This is a genomic window from Bradyrhizobium sp. SOJA106, assembly GCF_059448745.1.
Genome location: NZ_CM182549.1, coordinates 6,319,633 through 6,336,562 on the forward strand (window position 1 = coordinate 6,319,633; position 16,930 = coordinate 6,336,562).

The 16,930-nt window shown below is 64.1% G+C and carries 21 protein-coding genes; 13 read left to right on the top strand and 8 right to left on the bottom strand.

The features are described 5' to 3' along the window. Positions 1 to 3: 3 nt before the first annotated feature. The 5 genes from AC5V87_RS29765 (at position 4) to AC5V87_RS29785 (ending at position 3,668) form a co-directional block, all read left to right on the top strand. Entirely contained in the window at positions 4 to 972 is a 969-nt protein-coding gene (locus AC5V87_RS29765) for a YVTN family beta-propeller repeat protein (protein WP_495371971.1), read from the top strand. After that, positions 969 to 1,775 (top strand): ABC transporter ATP-binding protein, encoded by an 807-nt coding sequence (locus AC5V87_RS29770; protein WP_495368587.1) that lies wholly within the window; start codon positions 969 to 971, stop codon positions 1,773 to 1,775. Before AC5V87_RS29765 ends, AC5V87_RS29770 begins: the two co-directional genes overlap by 4 nt. After that, on the top strand, positions 1,772 to 2,620 hold the full coding sequence (locus tag AC5V87_RS29775) for an ABC transporter permease (RefSeq protein WP_495368588.1): 849 nt from the start codon (positions 1,772 to 1,774) through the stop codon (positions 2,618 to 2,620). Before AC5V87_RS29770 ends, AC5V87_RS29775 begins: the two co-directional genes overlap by 4 nt. Further along, on the top strand, positions 2,617 to 3,231 hold the full coding sequence (locus AC5V87_RS29780; protein WP_495368589.1) for a hypothetical protein: 615 nt from the start codon (positions 2,617 to 2,619) through the stop codon (positions 3,229 to 3,231). The genes AC5V87_RS29775 and AC5V87_RS29780 overlap by 4 nt, the downstream gene beginning before the upstream one ends. 137 nt (positions 3,232 to 3,368) lie before the next feature. Next, complete coding sequence (locus AC5V87_RS29785; protein ID WP_495368590.1) at positions 3,369 to 3,668, top strand: copper-binding protein; 300 nt, start codon at positions 3,369 to 3,371, stop codon at positions 3,666 to 3,668. 86 nt (positions 3,669 to 3,754) lie between these two features. Here the strand turns inward: AC5V87_RS29785 and AC5V87_RS29790 are convergent, their stop codons facing one another. Beyond that, a complete protein-coding gene (locus AC5V87_RS29790) occupies positions 3,755 to 4,312 on the bottom strand; it encodes a PQQ-dependent catabolism-associated CXXCW motif protein (RefSeq protein WP_495368591.1) in 558 nt (185 codons plus the stop codon). After that, positions 4,309 to 5,193, bottom strand: coding sequence for a substrate-binding domain-containing protein (locus AC5V87_RS29795; protein WP_495368592.1), 885 nt, complete (start codon positions 5,191 to 5,193; stop codon positions 4,309 to 4,311). Before AC5V87_RS29795 ends, AC5V87_RS29790 begins: the two co-directional genes overlap by 4 nt. Before the next feature lie 126 nt (positions 5,194 to 5,319). On the opposite strand from AC5V87_RS29795, the gene AC5V87_RS29800 reads away from it, so the two are divergent. From AC5V87_RS29800 to AC5V87_RS29810, 3 genes are all read left to right on the top strand, one after another. Beyond that, positions 5,320 to 6,246 carry a quinoprotein relay system zinc metallohydrolase 2 gene (locus tag AC5V87_RS29800; protein WP_495368593.1) on the top strand — a complete coding sequence of 309 codons (927 nt, stop codon included), beginning with the start codon at positions 5,320 to 5,322 and terminating at the stop codon, positions 6,244 to 6,246. 75 nt (positions 6,247 to 6,321) lie between these two features. Then, positions 6,322 to 7,140: a quinoprotein dehydrogenase-associated SoxYZ-like carrier gene (locus AC5V87_RS29805; RefSeq protein ID WP_495368594.1), complete on the top strand. Its 819-nt coding sequence runs from the start codon at positions 6,322 to 6,324 to the stop codon at positions 7,138 to 7,140. Between the two features lie 98 nt (positions 7,141 to 7,238). Continuing rightward, on the top strand, positions 7,239 to 8,603 hold the full coding sequence (locus AC5V87_RS29810; RefSeq protein WP_495368595.1) for an IS1182 family transposase: 1,365 nt from the start codon (positions 7,239 to 7,241) through the stop codon (positions 8,601 to 8,603). 198 nt (positions 8,604 to 8,801) lie between these two features. Here AC5V87_RS29810 and AC5V87_RS29815 read toward each other — a convergent pair whose 3' ends face one another. Further along, positions 8,802 to 9,161, bottom strand: coding sequence for a hypothetical protein (locus AC5V87_RS29815; protein ID WP_456836859.1), 360 nt, complete (start codon positions 9,159 to 9,161; stop codon positions 8,802 to 8,804). 87 nt (positions 9,162 to 9,248) lie between these two features. Here AC5V87_RS29815 and AC5V87_RS29820 point away from each other — a divergent pair, with 87 nt between their 5' ends. Genes AC5V87_RS29820 through AC5V87_RS29835 form a run of 4 tightly spaced genes read left to right on the top strand, consistent with a single transcriptional unit; the run spans position 9,249 to position 12,071 of the window. After that, a complete protein-coding gene (locus tag AC5V87_RS29820; protein ID WP_495371972.1) occupies positions 9,249 to 10,229 on the top strand; it encodes an ABC transporter substrate-binding protein in 981 nt (326 codons plus the stop codon). A gap of 1 nt (position 10,230) precedes the next feature. After that, on the top strand, positions 10,231 to 10,968 hold the full coding sequence (locus tag AC5V87_RS29825) for an ABC transporter permease (RefSeq protein ID WP_495368596.1): 738 nt from the start codon (positions 10,231 to 10,233) through the stop codon (positions 10,966 to 10,968). Beyond that, positions 10,958 to 11,668 carry an ABC transporter ATP-binding protein gene (locus tag AC5V87_RS29830; protein ID WP_495368597.1) on the top strand — a complete coding sequence of 237 codons (711 nt, stop codon included), beginning with the start codon at positions 10,958 to 10,960 and terminating at the stop codon, positions 11,666 to 11,668. The genes AC5V87_RS29825 and AC5V87_RS29830 overlap by 11 nt, the downstream gene beginning before the upstream one ends. Before the next feature lie 49 nt (positions 11,669 to 11,717). Next, on the top strand, positions 11,718 to 12,071 hold the full coding sequence (locus AC5V87_RS29835; RefSeq protein ID WP_495368598.1) for a hypothetical protein: 354 nt from the start codon (positions 11,718 to 11,720) through the stop codon (positions 12,069 to 12,071). A gap of 117 nt (positions 12,072 to 12,188) precedes the next feature. Here the strand turns inward: AC5V87_RS29835 and AC5V87_RS29840 are convergent, their stop codons facing one another. The 5 genes from AC5V87_RS29840 to lanM form a co-directional block, all read right to left on the bottom strand. Next, the gene (locus tag AC5V87_RS29840; protein ID WP_456836855.1) at positions 12,189 to 12,398 is read right to left on the bottom strand and encodes a hypothetical protein; all 210 of its coding nucleotides are present in this window, start codon (positions 12,396 to 12,398) and stop codon (positions 12,189 to 12,191) included. A gap of 239 nt (positions 12,399 to 12,637) precedes the next feature. Further along, positions 12,638 to 13,507, bottom strand: a complete 870-nt coding sequence (locus tag AC5V87_RS29845; RefSeq protein WP_495368599.1) for a DUF6662 family protein — start codon at positions 13,505 to 13,507, stop codon at positions 12,638 to 12,640. 241 nt (positions 13,508 to 13,748) lie between these two features. After that, positions 13,749 to 13,829, bottom strand: a complete 81-nt coding sequence (gene pqqA, locus AC5V87_RS29850; protein WP_012029362.1) for a pyrroloquinoline quinone precursor peptide PqqA — start codon at positions 13,827 to 13,829, stop codon at positions 13,749 to 13,751. A 227-nt stretch (positions 13,830 to 14,056) separates the two neighbouring features. Then, on the bottom strand, positions 14,057 to 14,386 hold the full coding sequence (locus AC5V87_RS29855) for a hypothetical protein (RefSeq protein WP_495368600.1): 330 nt from the start codon (positions 14,384 to 14,386) through the stop codon (positions 14,057 to 14,059). A gap of 143 nt (positions 14,387 to 14,529) precedes the next feature. Then, positions 14,530 to 14,922, bottom strand: coding sequence for a lanmodulin LanM (gene lanM / locus AC5V87_RS29860; RefSeq protein ID WP_456836852.1), 393 nt, complete (start codon positions 14,920 to 14,922; stop codon positions 14,530 to 14,532). Between the two features lie 336 nt (positions 14,923 to 15,258). On the opposite strand from lanM, the gene AC5V87_RS29865 reads away from it, so the two are divergent. Beyond that, positions 15,259 to 16,923 carry a methanol/ethanol family PQQ-dependent dehydrogenase gene (locus tag AC5V87_RS29865; RefSeq protein ID WP_495368601.1) on the top strand — a complete coding sequence of 555 codons (1,665 nt, stop codon included), beginning with the start codon at positions 15,259 to 15,261 and terminating at the stop codon, positions 16,921 to 16,923. Positions 16,924 to 16,930 lie beyond the last annotated feature (7 nt).

The following is a 16,930-nucleotide window of genomic DNA, read 5'->3' on the forward strand; positions in this document are numbered from 1 at the left end:
CAGATGTTGCGCATGTGGCGCATTGGGCTTCTCTCCGGACTAGCGCTCGCCGCCGCACCCGCGCATGCCTTCATCGCCTATGTCTCCAACGAGAAGAGCAACACGGTCTCGGTGATCGACACCGACAGCTGGACCGTGACCAAGACCATCAAGGTCGGCCAGCGCCCGCGCGGCATCGAGTTCACGCGCGACGGCAAGTTCGTGATGGTCGCGGTCGGCGACGACGACACCATCCAGGTGATCGACGCCAAGACGCAAATCGTGGTCGACAGCCTGCCCTCCGGCCCAGACCCCGAGCTGTTCGCCCAGGATGCCGCGGGAAAGATCCTCTACGTCGCCAACGAGAACGACAATACGGTGACCGTGATCGACCTCGAGAAGCGCGCGCGGCTCGGCGACATCCAGGTCGGCGTCGAGCCCGAGGGCATGACCATCAGCCCCGACGGCAAGACGCTGATCAACACGTCCGAAACCACCAACATGGCGCATTTCATCGACACCAGCTCGCGGCAGATCGTGGCCAACGTGCTGGTCGACGCCCGGCCGCGCTTTGCCGAATTCAAGCATGACAGTTCGGAAGTGTGGGTGTCCTCGGAGATCGGCGGCACCGTGTCGGTGATCGATCCGAAAAAACACGAGGTGGTCGGCAAGGTCACGTTCGACATCCCCGGCTTGCGGAAGGAAGCGATCCAGCCGGTCGGCATCGGCATGACCAGGGACGACAAGACCGCCTTCGTCGCGCTCGGTCCCGCCAACCGAATCGCCGTGGTCGATGTGGCCTCGCGCAAGGTGACTAAATATCTCTTGGTCGGGCAGCGCGTCTGGCACATGGCGTTCACGCCGGATGAGAAATATCTGCTTACCACCAACGGCGTGTCGAACGATGTCTCGGTCATCGACGTTGCCGCGCAAAAGGTGATCAAGACCATTCAGGTGGGCGAACTGCCCTGGGGCATCACGATCGCGCCATGACCAGCCCTGCTCCCATCGCCGACCCGCGCGAGACACTGAGGCCCGATCCGGCCACGGTGGCGGCGCTGGCGATCGACGGCGTCTGCCATGCCTACGGCCCGCGCCGGGCGCTGATCGACGTGTCCTTCAACGTGCAGCCCGCAAGCTTCACCGCACTGCTCGGGCTCAACGGCGCGGGCAAGAGCACGCTGTTTTCGCTCATCACGCGCCTGTTCGGCATTCAGACCGGCCGCGTCTCCATCTTCGGGCACGACATCAGCAAGAGCCCGAGCGAGGCGTTGCGGCTGCTTGGCGTCGTGTTCCAGCCGCGCACGCTCGATCTCGACCTGTCACTGACGCAGAACCTGCTCTATCACGCCGCGCTGCACGGCATCAGCCGCCGCGAGGCCGCCACACGCAGCGCCGACCTGCTCGGCCGCATCGGGCTTGCGGACCGCGCGGCAAGCAAGGTGCGCGATCTCTCGGGCGGACAGATGCGGCGGCTGGAGATCGCCCGCGCGCTGCTGCACCGGCCGCGTCTCCTCCTGCTCGACGAGCCGACCGTCGGCTTGGACGTCAAGGCGCGCGCCGACATCATCAGCCATGTCCGCCAGCTCGTGACCGAGCAAGGCATCGGCGTGCTCTGGGCGACGCACCTGTTCGACGAGATCATGCCCGGTGACGATCTCGTGGTGCTGCACCAGGGCAAGGTGCTGGCGCAGGGCCCAATGGGCCGCGTCGTCGCGGAAGCCGGCGCGCAGGACGTCAACACCGCCTTCATGCGCCTGACCGGCGCACAAGTGATGCCGGGAGGCGGCGCATGAGCAGCATCACGACGCGGGATGCACCGCGCGGCTTCTCGGCCTCCGAGTACATCACCTGCCTCACCGGTATCGTCTGGCGCGAGGGATTGCGCTTCCTGCATCAGCGCGAGCGCTTCGTTTCGGCGCTGGTGCGACCGCTGGTCTGGCTGTTCATCTTCGCCGCCGGCTTCCGCCAGGTGCTCGGCATCTCCATCATCCCGCCCTACGAGACCTATATCCTCTACGAGGTCTATATCGCGCCGGGGCTGATGGCGATGATCCAGCTCTTCAACGGCATGCAGTCCTCGCTGTCGATGGTCTACGACCGCGAGATGGGCAACATGCGCACGCTGCTGGTGAGCCCGCTGCCGCGTGGTTTCCTGTTGTTCTGCAAGCTGCTGGCGGGCACCGCGGTGTCGTTGCTCCAGGTCTATGCATTCCTTTTGATCGCCTGGTTCTGGGACATCACCCCGCCGCCGTCGGGCTATCTCACCGTGCTGCCGGCGCTGGTCCTGTCCGGATTGATGCTGGGCTCGCTCGGCATGCTGATCTCGTCCGGCATCAAGCAGCTCGAAAACTTTGCCGGCGTCATGAACTTCGTGATCTTTCCGATGTTCTTTGCCTCGTCGGCGCTCTATCCACTGTGGCGGGTGCAGGAGGGCAGCCCCTATCTGTATTATGTCTGCGAGGCCAATCCGTTCACCCATGCGGTCGAGTTGATACGCTTTGCACTCTACGGTCAGATCAACTGGATCTCGCTCGCGGTGGTCGCCGGCTGCACAATCGTCTTCATGATCGGCGCGATTTTGGCCTATGATCCCTCGCGCGGGCTGGCGCGGCGTGGGCCGGCGGGAGGCGAAGGATGAAGGTTCGGGGTCTGGCGACGGCTGTTCTGGCGTTCGCGCTGTCGGCCACGGCGGCGCGGGCGGCCGATCCGCGCTATCCGGACTGGCCCTGCACGCAGGCCAAAGTGCCGGAGATCTCGCTGGCCGCGGTATGGGCCGGTCCGCCGCTCGACGATGTCCAGAACAAGTGGAAGGACGACGCCAAGGTCAGCGCGCTGGTCTCAAAGCTGTCGGCGCGCAAGACGCCGCTGGACGAGGCCGAGAAGTCGGTGAAGGAGTTCCTCGCCGGCTCCCCCGCCGACAAGATCGCGAACGCAAAGCTGCTGTTCGCCGGCCTGTTCGACACGCTCAATGCCCAGCGCGCCCAGGTTATGAGCGGGCTCGAACGCGTCAGCCGCAAGCAGCGCGACGCCGCTGACAAGATCCGCGACGAGACGCTTCAGCTCCAAGCGCTCCAGGGCGCAACGCCGCGCGACGACGCCAAGATCGAGGCGCTCAGCAACGAGCTGGTCTGGAAGACGCGCATTTTCGAGGATCGTCACAAGGTGGTACGCTTCGTCTGCGAGGTTCCCACCACGATCGACCAGCGTCTGTTCGCGCTCGGGCGCGTGATCCAGCAGGAGATCGAATAGCGTCAGACACGCTGACGGCTCATGAAAAGTTCCCGCGATCGCCTCGGCATCGTTACGCTTTTGCCGCGATATCTGCCGGAACCAAATCCATTTAAGATGTCTTGTCGAACTGAACTCCAAGACGTCGGGAGGCCTCGATGGGAACTGCAAAATTCATCTTCGCGGGCGCTGCGGCCCTCGGCATCCTTGCAACCAGCGCTCTTGCTGATGACATGACCGGAATGGTCACGCGAATCGATCGGCTCAACAACACGATCTCGATCCAGCAGACGCAGAAGGGCACCGTCGGCGGCAGCGCAGGCGGCGCCGGCGCGCTGCAGGAGTACAAGGCCAAGGACGCCGCGATGCTGGATGCAGTTCATGCGGGCGACAGGGTCAGCTACTCCGCGACCGACACCAACGGCACGGGGACGCTGACCAAGCTGCAGAAACAGTAGAGCTGGGTTTTTCACCTCTCCCCCGCGTCTGACGCGGCGTCATGGCCGGGCTTGTCCGGCTTGTCCCGGCCATGACGCCCTATCTCCTACTGCTCAGGGCGCGGCTCGGGCTGCGCCTCCTCGGTTGGCAGTTTCGCGCGCTCCCAGCCGTCGGTGCCATCGGGGTACCAGGCGACGTTGGCATAGCCATAAGCCAATGCGCGTTTGGCGGCGTTCCACGACATCCAGCAGTCGGCGAGGCAATAGATCACCAGCAACGCAGCCTTGTCGCCGCGCGATGCCTGCGCGAGGCCGCGCTGGAAATAATCGTCCATCGCCGGCGGCAGCGCGCCGTAGCCGGTGTCCGGCAGCCAGAGACTGCCCGGAATGTTCTTGCGCGGCGCATCTCGCCACACCGTGCCTGCGGGCAGGTTCTTCGGCTTCGGGGCACGCGGCATCACGTCGATGAAGACGCCGCTCTTCGCACGCCAGATCGCTTCGGCCTCTGCCGTCGTCAGCAGGCGCGCGCCTTCGAGCGTCGCCGGCACCGGCGCGCGGTAATTGTCGGTGCGATAGCCTTCGGGCTCGAACGGCTCCTGCTGCTGCGCGCACGCCGGCCCGACCAGCATGGCGGTGACCAGCGCAGCGGCAAGCTGCCGCCTCATGGCGTCTTCTTGGTCGTCTCAGCGCCGAGCGGCTTGTCGCTCTCGTCGAGCAGCGGCACGCCGAAGTCGAGCAGGATCTTGTTGATCTCGCCCTGGTTCTCCTGGATCAGCTTGTTGAGCTGCCGCTTCCAGTTCTGGTCGGCGGGACGGACGCCCATGCCGATGCGATAGACCAGTTTTGGTCCGGTCGTTTCCTTCACCAGCGGCGTGACGTGGAGCGAAGAGCCAGCCTTTTTCGCATAATATCCCGCCATCGGTCCCCACAGCACGCCGGCGTCGATCTTGTCGGCGGCGAGGTCGTCGATCATCGCCTGCGCCGAATTGTCGAAGCGCGTATCGATCATCAGCGGATAGGGCTTTGCATCCCCCATCAGCCCGGCCAGCGCCATGTTGGTCGCCGGCGGGGTGCCGGCGACGATGCCGACATGCTTGCCCTTCAACTTCGGATCCTCGAGCGTGTCGACGTCCTCGAGCCCGCTGCCGGTCTTGGCGACCAGCGCGTAGGTCGTGCGGTAATAGGGATTGGTGCCCTGGACGAGATCGTCGCCCTGCGGGAAGCCCATGATGACATCGCAGCGATGCGCGCCCAGCGTCATACGGACGAAGCCGGTGGCTTGCGGGAAGAAGACGTAATCGAGCTTCTTCTGGAGCTTGTCCGCAAAAAATTCGGCGAGCTTGTTCTCGAAACCCTCGCCCTTCTCGTTGGAGAACGGCAAATTGCGCGGGTCGGCGCAGACGCGCAGCACTTTGGGATCAACCAGCTCGAACGAAAGATCGCCCGTCTCGTTCGTTTGCGCGACGGCGATGCCATTCATCACGCAAGACGCAACCATCAACACCAGCGAAACCAACCAGCGACGATGTCGTCCGGCCTCCGTCATCGCGCTTCCTCCTCGTTTTGTTTGAATGTTATCCATGCAACGCATGACGCGCCATGTTTGCCAAACTTTGCTTGGCTGACTTTGTTGCAGTGCAATGCGGCAAGCCCTTTGAACTGAGGCGGAAAAGTGTCTCGCATCGTTCTCGTGATCGCAGCCTTGTCCCTGCTCGGGATAGCGACGCTAGCACGCGCCGGGGCGGCCGAATTGCCTGTGAGCGAAGTCGCACCGGGAATCTTCGTACACTCCGGGACCATCGCCCTGATGTCCCGCGACAACGAGGGTGACATCGCCAATGTCGGCTTCATCGTCGGCCAGGATGCGGTGGCCGTGATCGACACCGGCGGCAGCCTGCGCGAAGGCGAGGCGCTGCTGACGGCCGTGCGGGCCCATACATCCAAGCCGATCCGTTATGTCATCAACACCCACGGTCATCCCGACCATGTCTTCGGCAATGCCGCCTTCGTGGCTGACGGGACGAGCTTCGTCGGCCACAGCAAGCTGCCGCAAGCCCTGGCGAGCCGCGGGCCGTATTATCTCGACAATTTCAGAAGGATCATGGGCCGCGAGCTGATCGACCCCGTGAGGATCGTCGCGCCGACGATGCTTGTGTCAGACACGCTGACCCTCGATCTCGGCGCGCGTCGCCTGAGCTTGCGGGCCTGGCCGCCCGGGCACAGCGACAATGACCTGACCGTGTTCGACGAGACGAGCAAGACGCTGTTCGCGGGCGACCTCGTCTTCCTCCGCCATATTCCAGTGATGGACGGAAGCATCCGCGGCTGGCTCACTACGCTCGGGGAACTCGAGAAAATCCCGGCGCAGCGCGTCGTTCCCGGTCACGGGCCTGTGAGCGAATGGCCAACGGCACTGGCCGATGAACGGCGTTATCTCACGACACTGCTGGCGGACGTCCGGGCATCGAACAGGAAGGGCGAGTCGATCCAGGCCGCCGCGAATAAGGCCGCCGTTGAGGAGGGGCCTAACTGGCAATTGTTCGACGACTACAACGCCCGCAACGCAACCGCAGCATTTTCGGAAATTGAATGGGAGTAGCGAGCGCGCTACGCTGGGCCAGACGGGGATCAGCTACGCTGACCCGGACTGCTTCGACCGTACGGGACCACGACCATGACGGGATGCACACACCGCCTGCCCCTGATCGCTCTGCTTCTCGGCTTCGCCTTCGCCGGGCCGGTGCAGGCTGAAGAAGCCTATGATCCCTGGCCGGGCCTGGTACAGGACATTTTCAACAGCCGTCCGATGAACGACGGCGCCGATGTCATCGGCATCGAGATGCCCTATCGCGCCGAGGACGCCGCCATCGTGCCGGTGACCCTGCGCAGCAAGCTGTCGCCGGCTGACAGCCGCCGCATCCGTTCGATCACGCTGGTGATTGACCGCAACCCCGCACCGATGGCGGCGAAGTTCGAGCTCGGCGCGGATGCCAACGTCACCGAGATCTCCACGCGCGTGCGCGTCAACAATTACACCGACGTCCACGCGGTGGCCGAGCTCAGCGACGGCCAGCTCTACGTCTCGAAAGTCTATGTGAAGGCGTCAGGCGGCTGCTCGGCGCCGGCGGGCAAAAACATCGAGGAAGCCAAGAACCGCCTCGGCCAGATGCGTTACCGGCAGTTCGCGCGCGAGGACGCGCCGGCGAGCCGTGTCCGCGAAGCGCAGATCATGATCGGTCATCCCAACAATTCCGGCCTGCAGATGGACCAGGTCACCCAGCTCTACATTCCCGCCTTCTTCGTCAACCAGTTGAAGCTGACGCAGGACGACAGCCCCGTGCTGTCGATGGAAGGCGGTATCTCGATCTCGGAAGATCCCAATCTGCGCTTCACCTACGTCTCCAACGGCGCCAAGCGTTTCCGCGCCGAAGCGAAGGACACGGACGGACACGTGTTCCGCAACGAGTGGGACGTGGAGAAGCCGGGGACTTAAGCCGCTCGGTCGTCATGGCCGGGCATAGCCGTCCGAAGGACGGCGCAGATCGCTGACAAACCCCTGGCTTTTGCCGGGGGTTTTTGATTCAAGATGGCATGCTGAGGAAGCCGCTGCCGCAACAGACCGCCTGGGAGATGGTCAGTCTCGACGGTCTTGTTCCGAAGGATCACCTGCTTCGCAAGATCGAGGCGGTGGTCGATTTTTCGTTCATCCACGATCGGGTTGCCGGACTTTATTGCCCGGACAACGGGCGTCCGCCGCTGGATCCGACCTTGATGTTCAAGGCTCTGTTCATCGGCTATCTGTTCGGCATTCGCTCCGAGCGGCAGCTGGTGCGTGAGATCGAGGTCAACGTCGCCTATCGCTGGTTTTTGGGGCTCAAGCTGACCGATCCGGTGTTCGACGCCTCGACGCTGAGCCAGAACCGGCGGCGGCGCTACACCGATACGAGGGTGGCGCAGGACATCTTCGATGCGATCGTGGCTCAGGCGATCGCCAAGGGGCTGGTCGATGGCACGGTGCTCTACACCGACTCCACGCATCTGAAGGCCAACGCCAACAAGAACCGCTATGACACCGCGGTGATCGCCAAGTCGCGCGCGGACTACTGGGATGCGCTGGATGGAGCGATCGAGCAAGATCGCGCCGCGCACGGCAAGAAGCCGCTGCCGGAGAAAGAACGCCAGCCGGCCGAGAAAGAGACCAAGGTCTCGCGGACCGACCCGGAGGCCGGCTACATGGTGCGCGAAGGCAAGCCGAAGGGCTTCTTCTACCTGGATCACCGCACCGTCGACGGTCAGCTCGGCATCATCACCGATACCTATGCGACACCTGCCAATGTCCACGACTCGATCGTTTATCTCGGCCGGCTCGACCGTCAACGGCAACGCTTTGACTTCGAGGTCGCAGCCGTCGGGCTAGACGCCGGCTATGCCACCTCCGGCATCGCCCAAGGGCTGGAACAGCGCGGCATTCTGGGCGTCACCGGCTATCGTCGGCCAACGCCGCCGCGCCCCGGTATGATGGCGAATAAGGCATTTGCCTATGAGGCGGATGTCGATGGCTACCGCTGCCCGCAAGGCCAGCTGCTCGCCTACGCCACCACCGACCGCACCGGCTATCGCCACTACCAGAGCGATCCGACCATCTGCAAAACCTGCCCGCTTTTGGCCTCCTGCACCTCAAGCCGCAACGCCGTTCGCCTGATCACCAGGCATGTCTGGGCCGATGCGCGCGAACGCCTCGATGCTCATCGGCTCACACCCTGGGGCAAGCGCATCTACAAGCGCCGCAAGGAAACGGTTGAGCGCTCCTTTGCCGACGCCAAGCAACTCCATGGTCATCGCTACGCGCGCTTCCGCGGCCTACTGGCTGTCACCTGCCAGTGCCTGCTTGCCGCAGCCGCCCAGAACATCAAGAAAATGGCTCTCGCCCTGGCCCCGAGGCCCGTGCCGGCCTGAGTGGTCCTCAGCCCACCCTCAAAACAAAAACCCCGCCAAAGAAACGGCGGGGTTTGTCAGCGGTCTGAGCCGTCCGAAGGACGGCGTCGCTTCGCTCGACTATGTCCCGGCCATCCACGAACTTTGAACCTAGCCTAAGAACGTGGATGCCCGGGACAAGCCCGCGCATGACGAATGCAGTTGGCGCAAAGCTAGCCGTCAGAAGCACCTCACCTCGGCCTCGGCCTGCGCGCGGCGCAGATCGTTCACTGCCGAGTTCGCCTGCTCCGAGGTGCGAAACTGGACGCCGAGATTGCCGCGGACCTGCGACATGCTGAGCGCGGTCTCGGCGGTGACGTAGCGCTCATACGGCACGATCGACGCCACCACGTCGATCGAGCAGGAACATTGCTCAATGGACTGGCGGCTTTCGCCATTCGCCTTCATGCAGCCATAGACATATTCCGCGCGCGCCGAGGTCGGATAGTCATTGGCCTCTTCCGCCCGCGCCACGCTAGCGGTCGCCGCCAGCACCGCCAATGCGGCGACAATCGGTCGTAGCTGCCCGGCCAGATTCATGCGCGTCCTCCCGCTGGTTGCGACCAAAGCTATGCTATGCGTATTGTCCTGAAAAGCACTCTGTCAGAGGAAACGGCTCACAAGGTGATGAGAGCATTTGGTCGAACTCTTGCACTCGCGGCGATGCTGGTGCTGACGCTGGTTGCGCCCGGCCACGCCGCGGATACGATCCGCCTTGCGGTGCAGAAGACCGGAACATTCTCCTGGGAGCTGGCCGCGATCCGCAGCGCCGGGCTCGACAAGGAGGCCGACCTGTCCCTCGAGGTCACCGAGCTTGCGAGCCCCGAAGCCGGCAAGATCGCGCTGCGCGCCGGCAATGCGGACATCATCCTGTCGGACTGGCTGTGGGTGTCGCGCGAGCGTGCGCTCGGCGCCAAGCTCACCTTCTATCCCTATTCCAGCGCGCTTGGCGCGGTGATGGTGCCCGCGGCCTCGCCGATCAAGACGCTGGCCGATTTGAAGGGTCGCAAGCTTGGCGTCGGCGGGGGCGCGATCGACAAGAGCTGGCTGTTGCTGCAGGCGCGGATGAAGCAGGACGGCATCGACCTCAAGTCGGCAGCGACCGTCGTCTATGGCGCGCCGCCCCTGATCGCCGCCAAAGCGCGCGACGGCGAGATGGATGCGAGCCTCAATTTCTGGAATTTCTGCGCCCAGCTCGAGGCCAAAGGTTTTCGCCGCCTCGCCGGCATCGAGGACATTTTGCCGAAGCTGGGTGCCGAGGGCGCCGTCTCGGCGGTCGGCTATGTCTTTGACGAGAATTGGGCGGCCAGCCGCAAGGATGCCGTAGCGCGCTTCATCACCATGGCCCGCAAGGCCAAGCAGCTGCTCGTGACCTCCGACCAGGCCTGGGACAACATCGCGCCGCTGATCGGCACGAACGATGCCAGCATGCTCAAGACCTACCGCGACCGCTATCGCGACGGCATTCCGCGCCGGAGCATCGACGACGAGGAGAAGGATGCACGCGTGCTCTACCGCGTGCTGGCCGAGATCGGCGGGCGGGACCTCGTCGGCCCCGCGTCGGAGCTCGATCCCGGTACCTTCTATCACGCGGTCCCCGGAGATTGAGGTGCTGCGCCTTCTGTCGTTTGCCCTGTTTCTCGCGATGTGGTGGATCGCTGCACTGTTCGTCGGCGGCGCAAAGCTGCCCTCGCCGCCGGCCGTGCTCCAGGTCATGATCGCGGAGGCATCGAGCGGCGCGTTGTTCCTGCATCTTGGCGCGACGCTGGCGCGCGTCGCGCTCGCCTTCACGCTTGCAATGTCGGTCGGCAGCGCCATCGGTTATCTGATGGGACGGGTCAAGCTCGCCGACCGGCTCGGCGATCCCTGGCTGATCCTGCTACTCAATCTGCCGGCACTGGTCGTGATCGTGCTCGCCTATATCTGGGCGGGCCTGACCGAGGCCGCCGCGATCGCTGCCATCGCCATCAACAAGCTGCCGACCGCCATTGTCACCTTGCGCGAGGGCACACGCGCGCTCGACCGTTCTCTCGACGAGATGGCGAGCGTGTTCGCGATGCCGCGCTGGCGCGCCTTCCGTCACGTCGTGCTGCCGCAGCTTGCGCCCTATATCGCCGCCTCGGCCCGCTCCGGACTATCGCTGGTGTGGAAGATCGTGCTGGTCGCTGAACTCCTGGGCCGGCCCAACGGTGTCGGTTTCGAGATCGGCGTCGCCTTTCAGCTGTTCGATACGCCGCGGCTACTGGCCTATTCGCTGACCTTCGCCGCCGTCGTGCTCGTGATCGAGACCTTGCTGGTGCAGCCGTTCGAAGCCCGCGCAACCCGGTGGCGCCCCCGTGCGGCTTGAGGTCGGGATCACAGCCAAGACCTTCAGGAGTGCCGCGGGCGGAACGCACGAGGTGCTGGCGCCGGTCAAGTTCGCGATTCAATCCGGCGAGGTCGGCGTGCTGATCGGTCCATCCGGCTGCGGCAAGAGCACGATGCTGCGCATCATCCTCGGACTCGATCACGATTTCGAGGGTCACATCGCGCGGCCGCCGCAGGCGCGGATCGGCATGGTGTTCCAGGAGCCACGGCTGCTGCCCTGGCGCTCGGTCGAGCAGAATGTGCGGCTTGCGGCGCCTGATGTCACCGACGCAAAACTGTCGGAGCTGTTCAGGATCCTCGAGCTGGAGGCGCATCGCAGTCACTTTCCCGGCGAATTGTCGCTGGGGCTCGCCCGCCGCGTCGCGCTCGCCCGCGCCTTTGCGGTCGAGCCCGATCTGCTCGTGCTCGACGAGCCCCTCGCCTCGCTCGACGACGCGCTCGCCGGCCGCTTGCGCGAGGAGATCGCGACGCTGGTCGCGAGCCGCCGGGTGATGACGCTGCTCGTCACCCATAGCCTCGACGATGCGATCCGTCTCGGCGACCGCCTGTTCTTCCTGTCGCCGCGGCCGGCGCGCATCGTGCAAGAGGTACCAATTCCGATTCCGCGCGCCAAGCGCAGCGAAGCCGAGCTTGGCAGGATCAGGGCGGAGCTGGCGGCGCTGCCGCTTGAATCGAAATGAGAACTCGTGGTCAACTGGAGCAAACGAGATTGCCTGAGGGAGGTTCACCATGCGGCCTACGCTGATTGCGGTCGGCATCCTGCTCGTTGCGATGCCGGGCGCGGCGCTCGCACAGGCCAAGGGCAAGGGCATCCGGCTCTGGAATCTGACGACCCAGACGATCTCCGGCTTTCAGCTCTCGCCCGCCGGCAAGACCGACTGGGGCCCGAACCAGTGCCTGAACGACAAGGACAAGGAAGTCGACCACGACGAGCGGCTGCGCATCACCGGCGTCGAGCCCGGCCGCTACGACGCCAAGGTCAGCTATCCCAATGCGCGACAGTGCATCGTCCGCGATATCGAGATCAAGGCGGATGCCGTGTTCTCGATCGCTGACAAGGATCTGAAGGACTGTACGAAGTAGTGGCTCTCCCCCATCCTGCGGAGCAGGCGTCTCGAAGGATCACGGTCCGGCTGCAGCATGGTTCGAGACGCCGCTTCGCGGCTCCTCACCATGAGGACTAAAGGCTGTACAGGCAGCTCACGCCTTGTCGTTCGGATGCGGATATTCGCAGCGCCACCGCACCGCCTGCCATTTGGGGTGATCGCCGATCCATTGCGCGATATAGGGCGGCGCGGCCATCGTGCATTGCCGCGGCGACCCCGCATAATTGAACACCAGATGCTGCTCCTCGCAGGTCGCAGGCGAGAGCACAGCACACACAGTCACCACAAGGTCGATCGGATTCATGCCAGGTCCTTACTCGCGGGGCAATCAAGGTTAGCATGAAAGGTTACGTTCCACGGAGGGGGAAGTTTCAAACCGGCGTGAGGGATGGGGAACTGGCTACGCCCCGCGCCGCCATGCGAAGCGAAACATCAAAGCTTCCGCATCGCCACGGCCGAACCCTGTCCCGGGCCATCCACGCCTTGCCCCCTGGGACGAAAGAACATGGATATGCGGGCAAGCCCCGGCATGACGACCTCGTCTCAAAAATTCACCCCGAACACCAATCGTGCCTGATGCCGCTCGAAATTGACGAGATCGAGATTGCCGCCCTTCCCCGCCGGCCGTCCCCAGGCCTGCATGCTCCAGCTGAGAGTGAGCCGCGATTGCTCCGAAAGCTGGAAATAGGCGGTGGGCCCGACGAAAAGGGCCTGGCCCGAAAACTCGCCGAGGCCGATGCCTTCGTACTGCCGGAAGTAGCGCATCTCACCGCCGAGCAGCACGTTGGGGCGCACGCGCACCAGGCCGGCAAATGCCGCCCCGATCGTGGAGCTCTTCTCGGACACTCCCGCCGCCTCGAAGCGCGACCATTCCGGCTGATAGATCAGATTGAGCGCGCCGATGACGAAGTTCGGGACGAGCTCGCGGTCGAAGGCGAGCGTGAAGTCGGTGCCATACATCCGCCCCCTGGCCCCGCTGGTCTCGTCGATGCGGTCGCCGTGAAGCTCGGCGGCGACGGTCAGGCCGAACGGCGCGCGCTCGCGGTCGAGCAGGCGATAGCGCAAGTCGAGCGAGGCGCCCTGGACATTGAACTGGCGACGGTCGTCGATATCGGGGACGCCGGTGATGTCGTGCCAGCTGGCAGTGCCGCCGAGCTCGATACGAAAGTTCGGCAGCGGCACTACCTCGATCTCGACCTCCTGCGCGAGGGCGCGATAGGTGCCGCCGCCCTTGCCGAAGCGTCCCGTGGTCTGGGTCTGGAATTCACGCTCGCCGGGATTGCCGACATCGGTGCCGATCATGAAGCCGAAGATGTGCTCGGTATCGAAGCCCTCCCCCGCGCTGACGCATGCCGGCGCAGCCGCGAGGCCGCACGCCACCGCCGTCCAAAATCTGAGAGCTCCGATCCGCATCCCGCCTTCCGCATGGGCGCGCCGATTTGATGTGGCAGCAACGCTGACTGAGGGTCAGCGTAACACATTGCGGCAAGAGCATGATCGGGATTTTGGAGGAGAAGTCCCGGCGCCCGAACAAGTGTGGCTTTGCGTCAACGGCAAAGCATCAAGGACAAACTGCGGGACGCGGCTATGAGGGGCAGCAACACCACCGCGGCTGCGATGGCGTTCGCCATCGAGCCGCGGCAGGTCGTCGGTCTTACTTGCGCGCAGCGCAGGCGTACATGTTGATTTCCATGCCGACCGGCACTTCCACGATCTTCGGAGCTTTCCAGGCCATTCGGGATCTCCCCAAGGAATTCAGCGCGACATCGCGCGGGGCAAAACCTAGGGCTGGCTCTCCTATAGTTCAAGCTTCGATTCGAATGCTATACCGGTCCGTGTCGATTCTTCGCGCCTACATTTCTCTCTCGGGCAAAGCCGGTTCCCTCCTGGTCAAAGATGACCCGCAGGGAGCCAGCTTGTGCGGCACCGCGCGTCTAATCGACACGACCCTGGGCCTCGCCGTCAGCAATCCTCGTCGGCCGTCACCGTGTTCGGCTTCGCACCTTCGGCCTGCTGAGCCGCCGTCGGCTCGCTCTGCATCTGCCGCTGCGCATCCTCCGACGAGGCCGGCGTCTCGCCGCTTGCGCGATTCATCGTGCTGGTCGGCGGATGCTGGCTGGTGTCGCTCGCTGAACTTGACGAATGCGACTGCGCCGAGCCCACAGTGACGGGACCGGAGCCGGCATCCTTGTCGTTGGCTGCGCGACCGGTGTTGCAGGGGCCTGCGACGGCGACACCGGCGCTCAACGTCAGGATCGCGCATGCAGCAAGGACGGATTGTTTCGTGTTCATCTGCATCATCTCCTCCCCTCCCGTCGCGCAGCCCCAGGCGCCGGCGGAGGTGCGGAGAGAACAGGCCGGGCAGCCCGATGTTCCGGATGTCGGAGCGGAATTGCTCGCGTCCGCCGTTGTCGGGCTTGTTCCGGTTGAGGCACTCAACGCAACAAGCGCAGCAGCGCGCGGCCGGCGCGCGAGTTCAATTCCTTCGCATCCAGCGTTCCGTCCTTGTCGGGATTGGCCGCGTTGAAGCGTTGCTCGACCAGCGCCAGGTATTCGTCGAGCGTGAGAGTCCCGTCGCGATCGGGATCGGCGGCGGCGAGCTCTTTCGCCGATAACCGCCCGCGCAGCTCGCGCGCATCGAGCGTACCGTCGTGGTCGGGATCGAGCTTGGCGAACAATGCGCTCGCCGCCTTCTTCACCTCCGCGAGGTCGAGCGTGCCATCATTGTCGGTGTCGAACATTTTCACCGCGTTGCCGGAAGCCGACCAGGCTGGACCGGACAGCACTGCAATCGTGAGTGCAAGCGCAATCGAGCGACGTGACATCATCGAAACCTCCTGGCCATGCGCCGCGATCCTCGCGGGGCGAGAACGACATCAGTCCACAAGCCTGCCCCGGTTCAAGCCCGGAATGCAAGCTGCGCACTGCACAACCCGCGGAACCTGGTTGCCGAAAACTGCGGTCCGCGCTCGCCGGTGCTTCATGCCGCGGAATTTTTGCAGCGCCTGCACGCAAGCGCGGGGCGATTGTCAGGTTTCCGTAAGGCGCATCCGGCGTCCACCTCATCATCGGCAGCGCGCGTTCGACTTTTCGTATTGACGGGTTTTACATTCGGGCGGAGTGTTATGTCGCAGCGCCAAAGGCGCGCATATTGGGAGGAACGGATGAAACGCTTTGCGACGGCCGCGAGCCTCGTCATGCTTGCATCGACATGTGCAGGCGCCCAGACCACCGAGCAACTGGTCAAGGGCGCGACCGATACATCGAACGTTCTCAACTACGGGATGGGCTACAATCTCCAGCGCTTCTCGACGCTGAACCAGATCAACAAGGATACCATCAAGAACCTCGTCCCGGTCTGGAACTACTCCTTCAACGACGATCGCAGTGAGGAATCCCAGCCCCTGGTGTACCAAGGCGTGATCTACGTGACCTCCCACAACGCAACCATGGCGGTCGACGCCAAGACCGGCAAGCAGATCTGGAAATCCAAGATCGAATATCCCGCCGAGACGCCACGCGTCGTCTGCTGCGGCATCATCAACCGGGGCGCCGCGCTCTACGATGGAAAAGTGTTCCGCACCACGCTCGACGCCAATGTGATCGCGCTCGATGCCAAGGACGGCAAGGAGCTGTGGCGGCAGAAGGCGGCCGACATCAAGGAAGGCTATTCGATGACGGTGGCCCCGCTGGTCGCCGACGGCGTCGTCATCACCGGCATCTCCGGCGCAGAATTCGGCACCCGCGGCTTCATCGACGGTTGGGATTCGGCGACGGGTAAGCATCTCTGGCGGACCTATTCGATCCCCTCGCCGGACGAGCCCGGCGGCGACACCTGGAAGGGCGACACCTGGAAGCTCGGCGGCGGCTCGACCTGGATCACCGGCTCCTACGATCCCGAGTTGAACACGGTCTATTGGGGCATCGGTAACCCCGGCCCGTTCAATTCGGCGGTGCGCCCCGGCGACAACCTCTACACCTGCTCCGTGCTGGCGATGGATCCCAAGACCGGCAAGATCAAGTGGCACTACCAGTTCTCGCCGAACAACCCGTTCGACTATGACAGCGTGGCCGAGATGGTGCTCGCCGACATGAACGTCGAGGGCAAGCCGACCAAGGTGCTGATGGACGCCAACCGCAACGGCTTCTTCTACGTGCTCGACCGCACCAACGGAAAGCTGCTCGCGGCCAATCCCTACGTGAAGGTGAACTGGGCAACCGGCATCGACATGAAGACGGGCCGTCCGATCGAGACGGACGTCAGCAAGGATGCCCGCGAAGGCAAGAAGGTCGTGGTCTACCCATCGCTGCTCGGTGGCAAGAACTGGGAGCCGATGTCGTTCAATCCGCAGACCGGACTTGCCTATGCCAACACGCTCGCATTCGGCGGTCACTACAAGACGGAGCCAGTGACCTATAAGGCCGGCGAATGGTACCTCGGCATGGATCTGACGGACCTCTGGGACTGGCCCGACGGACCGCGCGGTCACCTCAAGGCGATCGATCCGATGACCGGCAAGGCGAAGTGGGAGGCGCCGAGCGATATCCCCCGCTTCTCCGGCGTGTTGTCGACGGCGGGTGGTGTCGTGTTCACGGGCGCGTTGACCGGAGAGTTCGAAGCGTTCGACGCCGACAGCGGCAAGAAGCTCTGGCAGTTCCAGACCGGCTCGGGCATCGAGGGACAACCGATCACATGGCAGCAGGACGGCGTGCAATATGTCGCCGTGACCAGCGGCTATGGCGGCGTCTACTCGATCTTCTCGGGGGACGAACGGCTTGCGAGAGTGCCGGCGGGCGGCTCGCTATGGGTCTTTGCAGTCAAGCAATAACCGCTGC

Bases quoted from the DNA above. Each gene is read 5' to 3' on its own strand.
- AC5V87_RS29765 (WP_495371971.1), top strand. From the start codon at position 4: ATGTTGCGCATGTGGCGCATTGGGCTTCTCTCCGGACTAGCGCTCGCC.
- AC5V87_RS29770 (WP_495368587.1), top strand. From the start codon at position 969: ATGACCAGCCCTGCTCCCATCGCCGACCCGCGCGAGACACTGAGGCCC.
- AC5V87_RS29775 (WP_495368588.1), top strand. From the start codon at position 1,772: ATGAGCAGCATCACGACGCGGGATGCACCGCGCGGCTTCTCGGCCTCC.
- AC5V87_RS29780 (WP_495368589.1), top strand. From the start codon at position 2,617: ATGAAGGTTCGGGGTCTGGCGACGGCTGTTCTGGCGTTCGCGCTGTCG.
- AC5V87_RS29785 (WP_495368590.1), top strand. From the start codon at position 3,369: ATGGGAACTGCAAAATTCATCTTCGCGGGCGCTGCGGCCCTCGGCATC.
- AC5V87_RS29790 (WP_495368591.1), bottom strand. From the start codon at position 4,312: ATGAGGCGGCAGCTTGCCGCTGCGCTGGTCACCGCCATGCTGGTCGGG.
- AC5V87_RS29795 (WP_495368592.1), bottom strand. From the start codon at position 5,193: ATGACGGAGGCCGGACGACATCGTCGCTGGTTGGTTTCGCTGGTGTTG.
- AC5V87_RS29805 (WP_495368594.1), top strand. From the start codon at position 6,322: ATGACGGGATGCACACACCGCCTGCCCCTGATCGCTCTGCTTCTCGGC.
- AC5V87_RS29810 (WP_495368595.1), top strand. From the start codon at position 7,239: ATGCTGAGGAAGCCGCTGCCGCAACAGACCGCCTGGGAGATGGTCAGT.
- AC5V87_RS29815 (WP_456836859.1), bottom strand. From the start codon at position 9,161: ATGAATCTGGCCGGGCAGCTACGACCGATTGTCGCCGCATTGGCGGTG.
- AC5V87_RS29820 (WP_495371972.1), top strand. From the start codon at position 9,249: ATGAGAGCATTTGGTCGAACTCTTGCACTCGCGGCGATGCTGGTGCTG.
- AC5V87_RS29835 (WP_495368598.1), top strand. From the start codon at position 11,718: ATGCGGCCTACGCTGATTGCGGTCGGCATCCTGCTCGTTGCGATGCCG.
- AC5V87_RS29840 (WP_456836855.1), bottom strand. From the start codon at position 12,398: ATGAATCCGATCGACCTTGTGGTGACTGTGTGTGCTGTGCTCTCGCCT.
- AC5V87_RS29845 (WP_495368599.1), bottom strand. From the start codon at position 13,507: ATGCGGATCGGAGCTCTCAGATTTTGGACGGCGGTGGCGTGCGGCCTC.
- pqqA (WP_012029362.1), bottom strand. From the start codon at position 13,829: ATGGCCTGGAAAGCTCCGAAGATCGTGGAAGTGCCGGTCGGCATGGAA.
- AC5V87_RS29855 (WP_495368600.1), bottom strand. From the start codon at position 14,386: ATGAACACGAAACAATCCGTCCTTGCTGCATGCGCGATCCTGACGTTG.
- lanM (WP_456836852.1), bottom strand. From the start codon at position 14,922: ATGATGTCACGTCGCTCGATTGCGCTTGCACTCACGATTGCAGTGCTG.
- AC5V87_RS29865 (WP_495368601.1), top strand. From the start codon at position 15,259: ATGAAACGCTTTGCGACGGCCGCGAGCCTCGTCATGCTTGCATCGACA.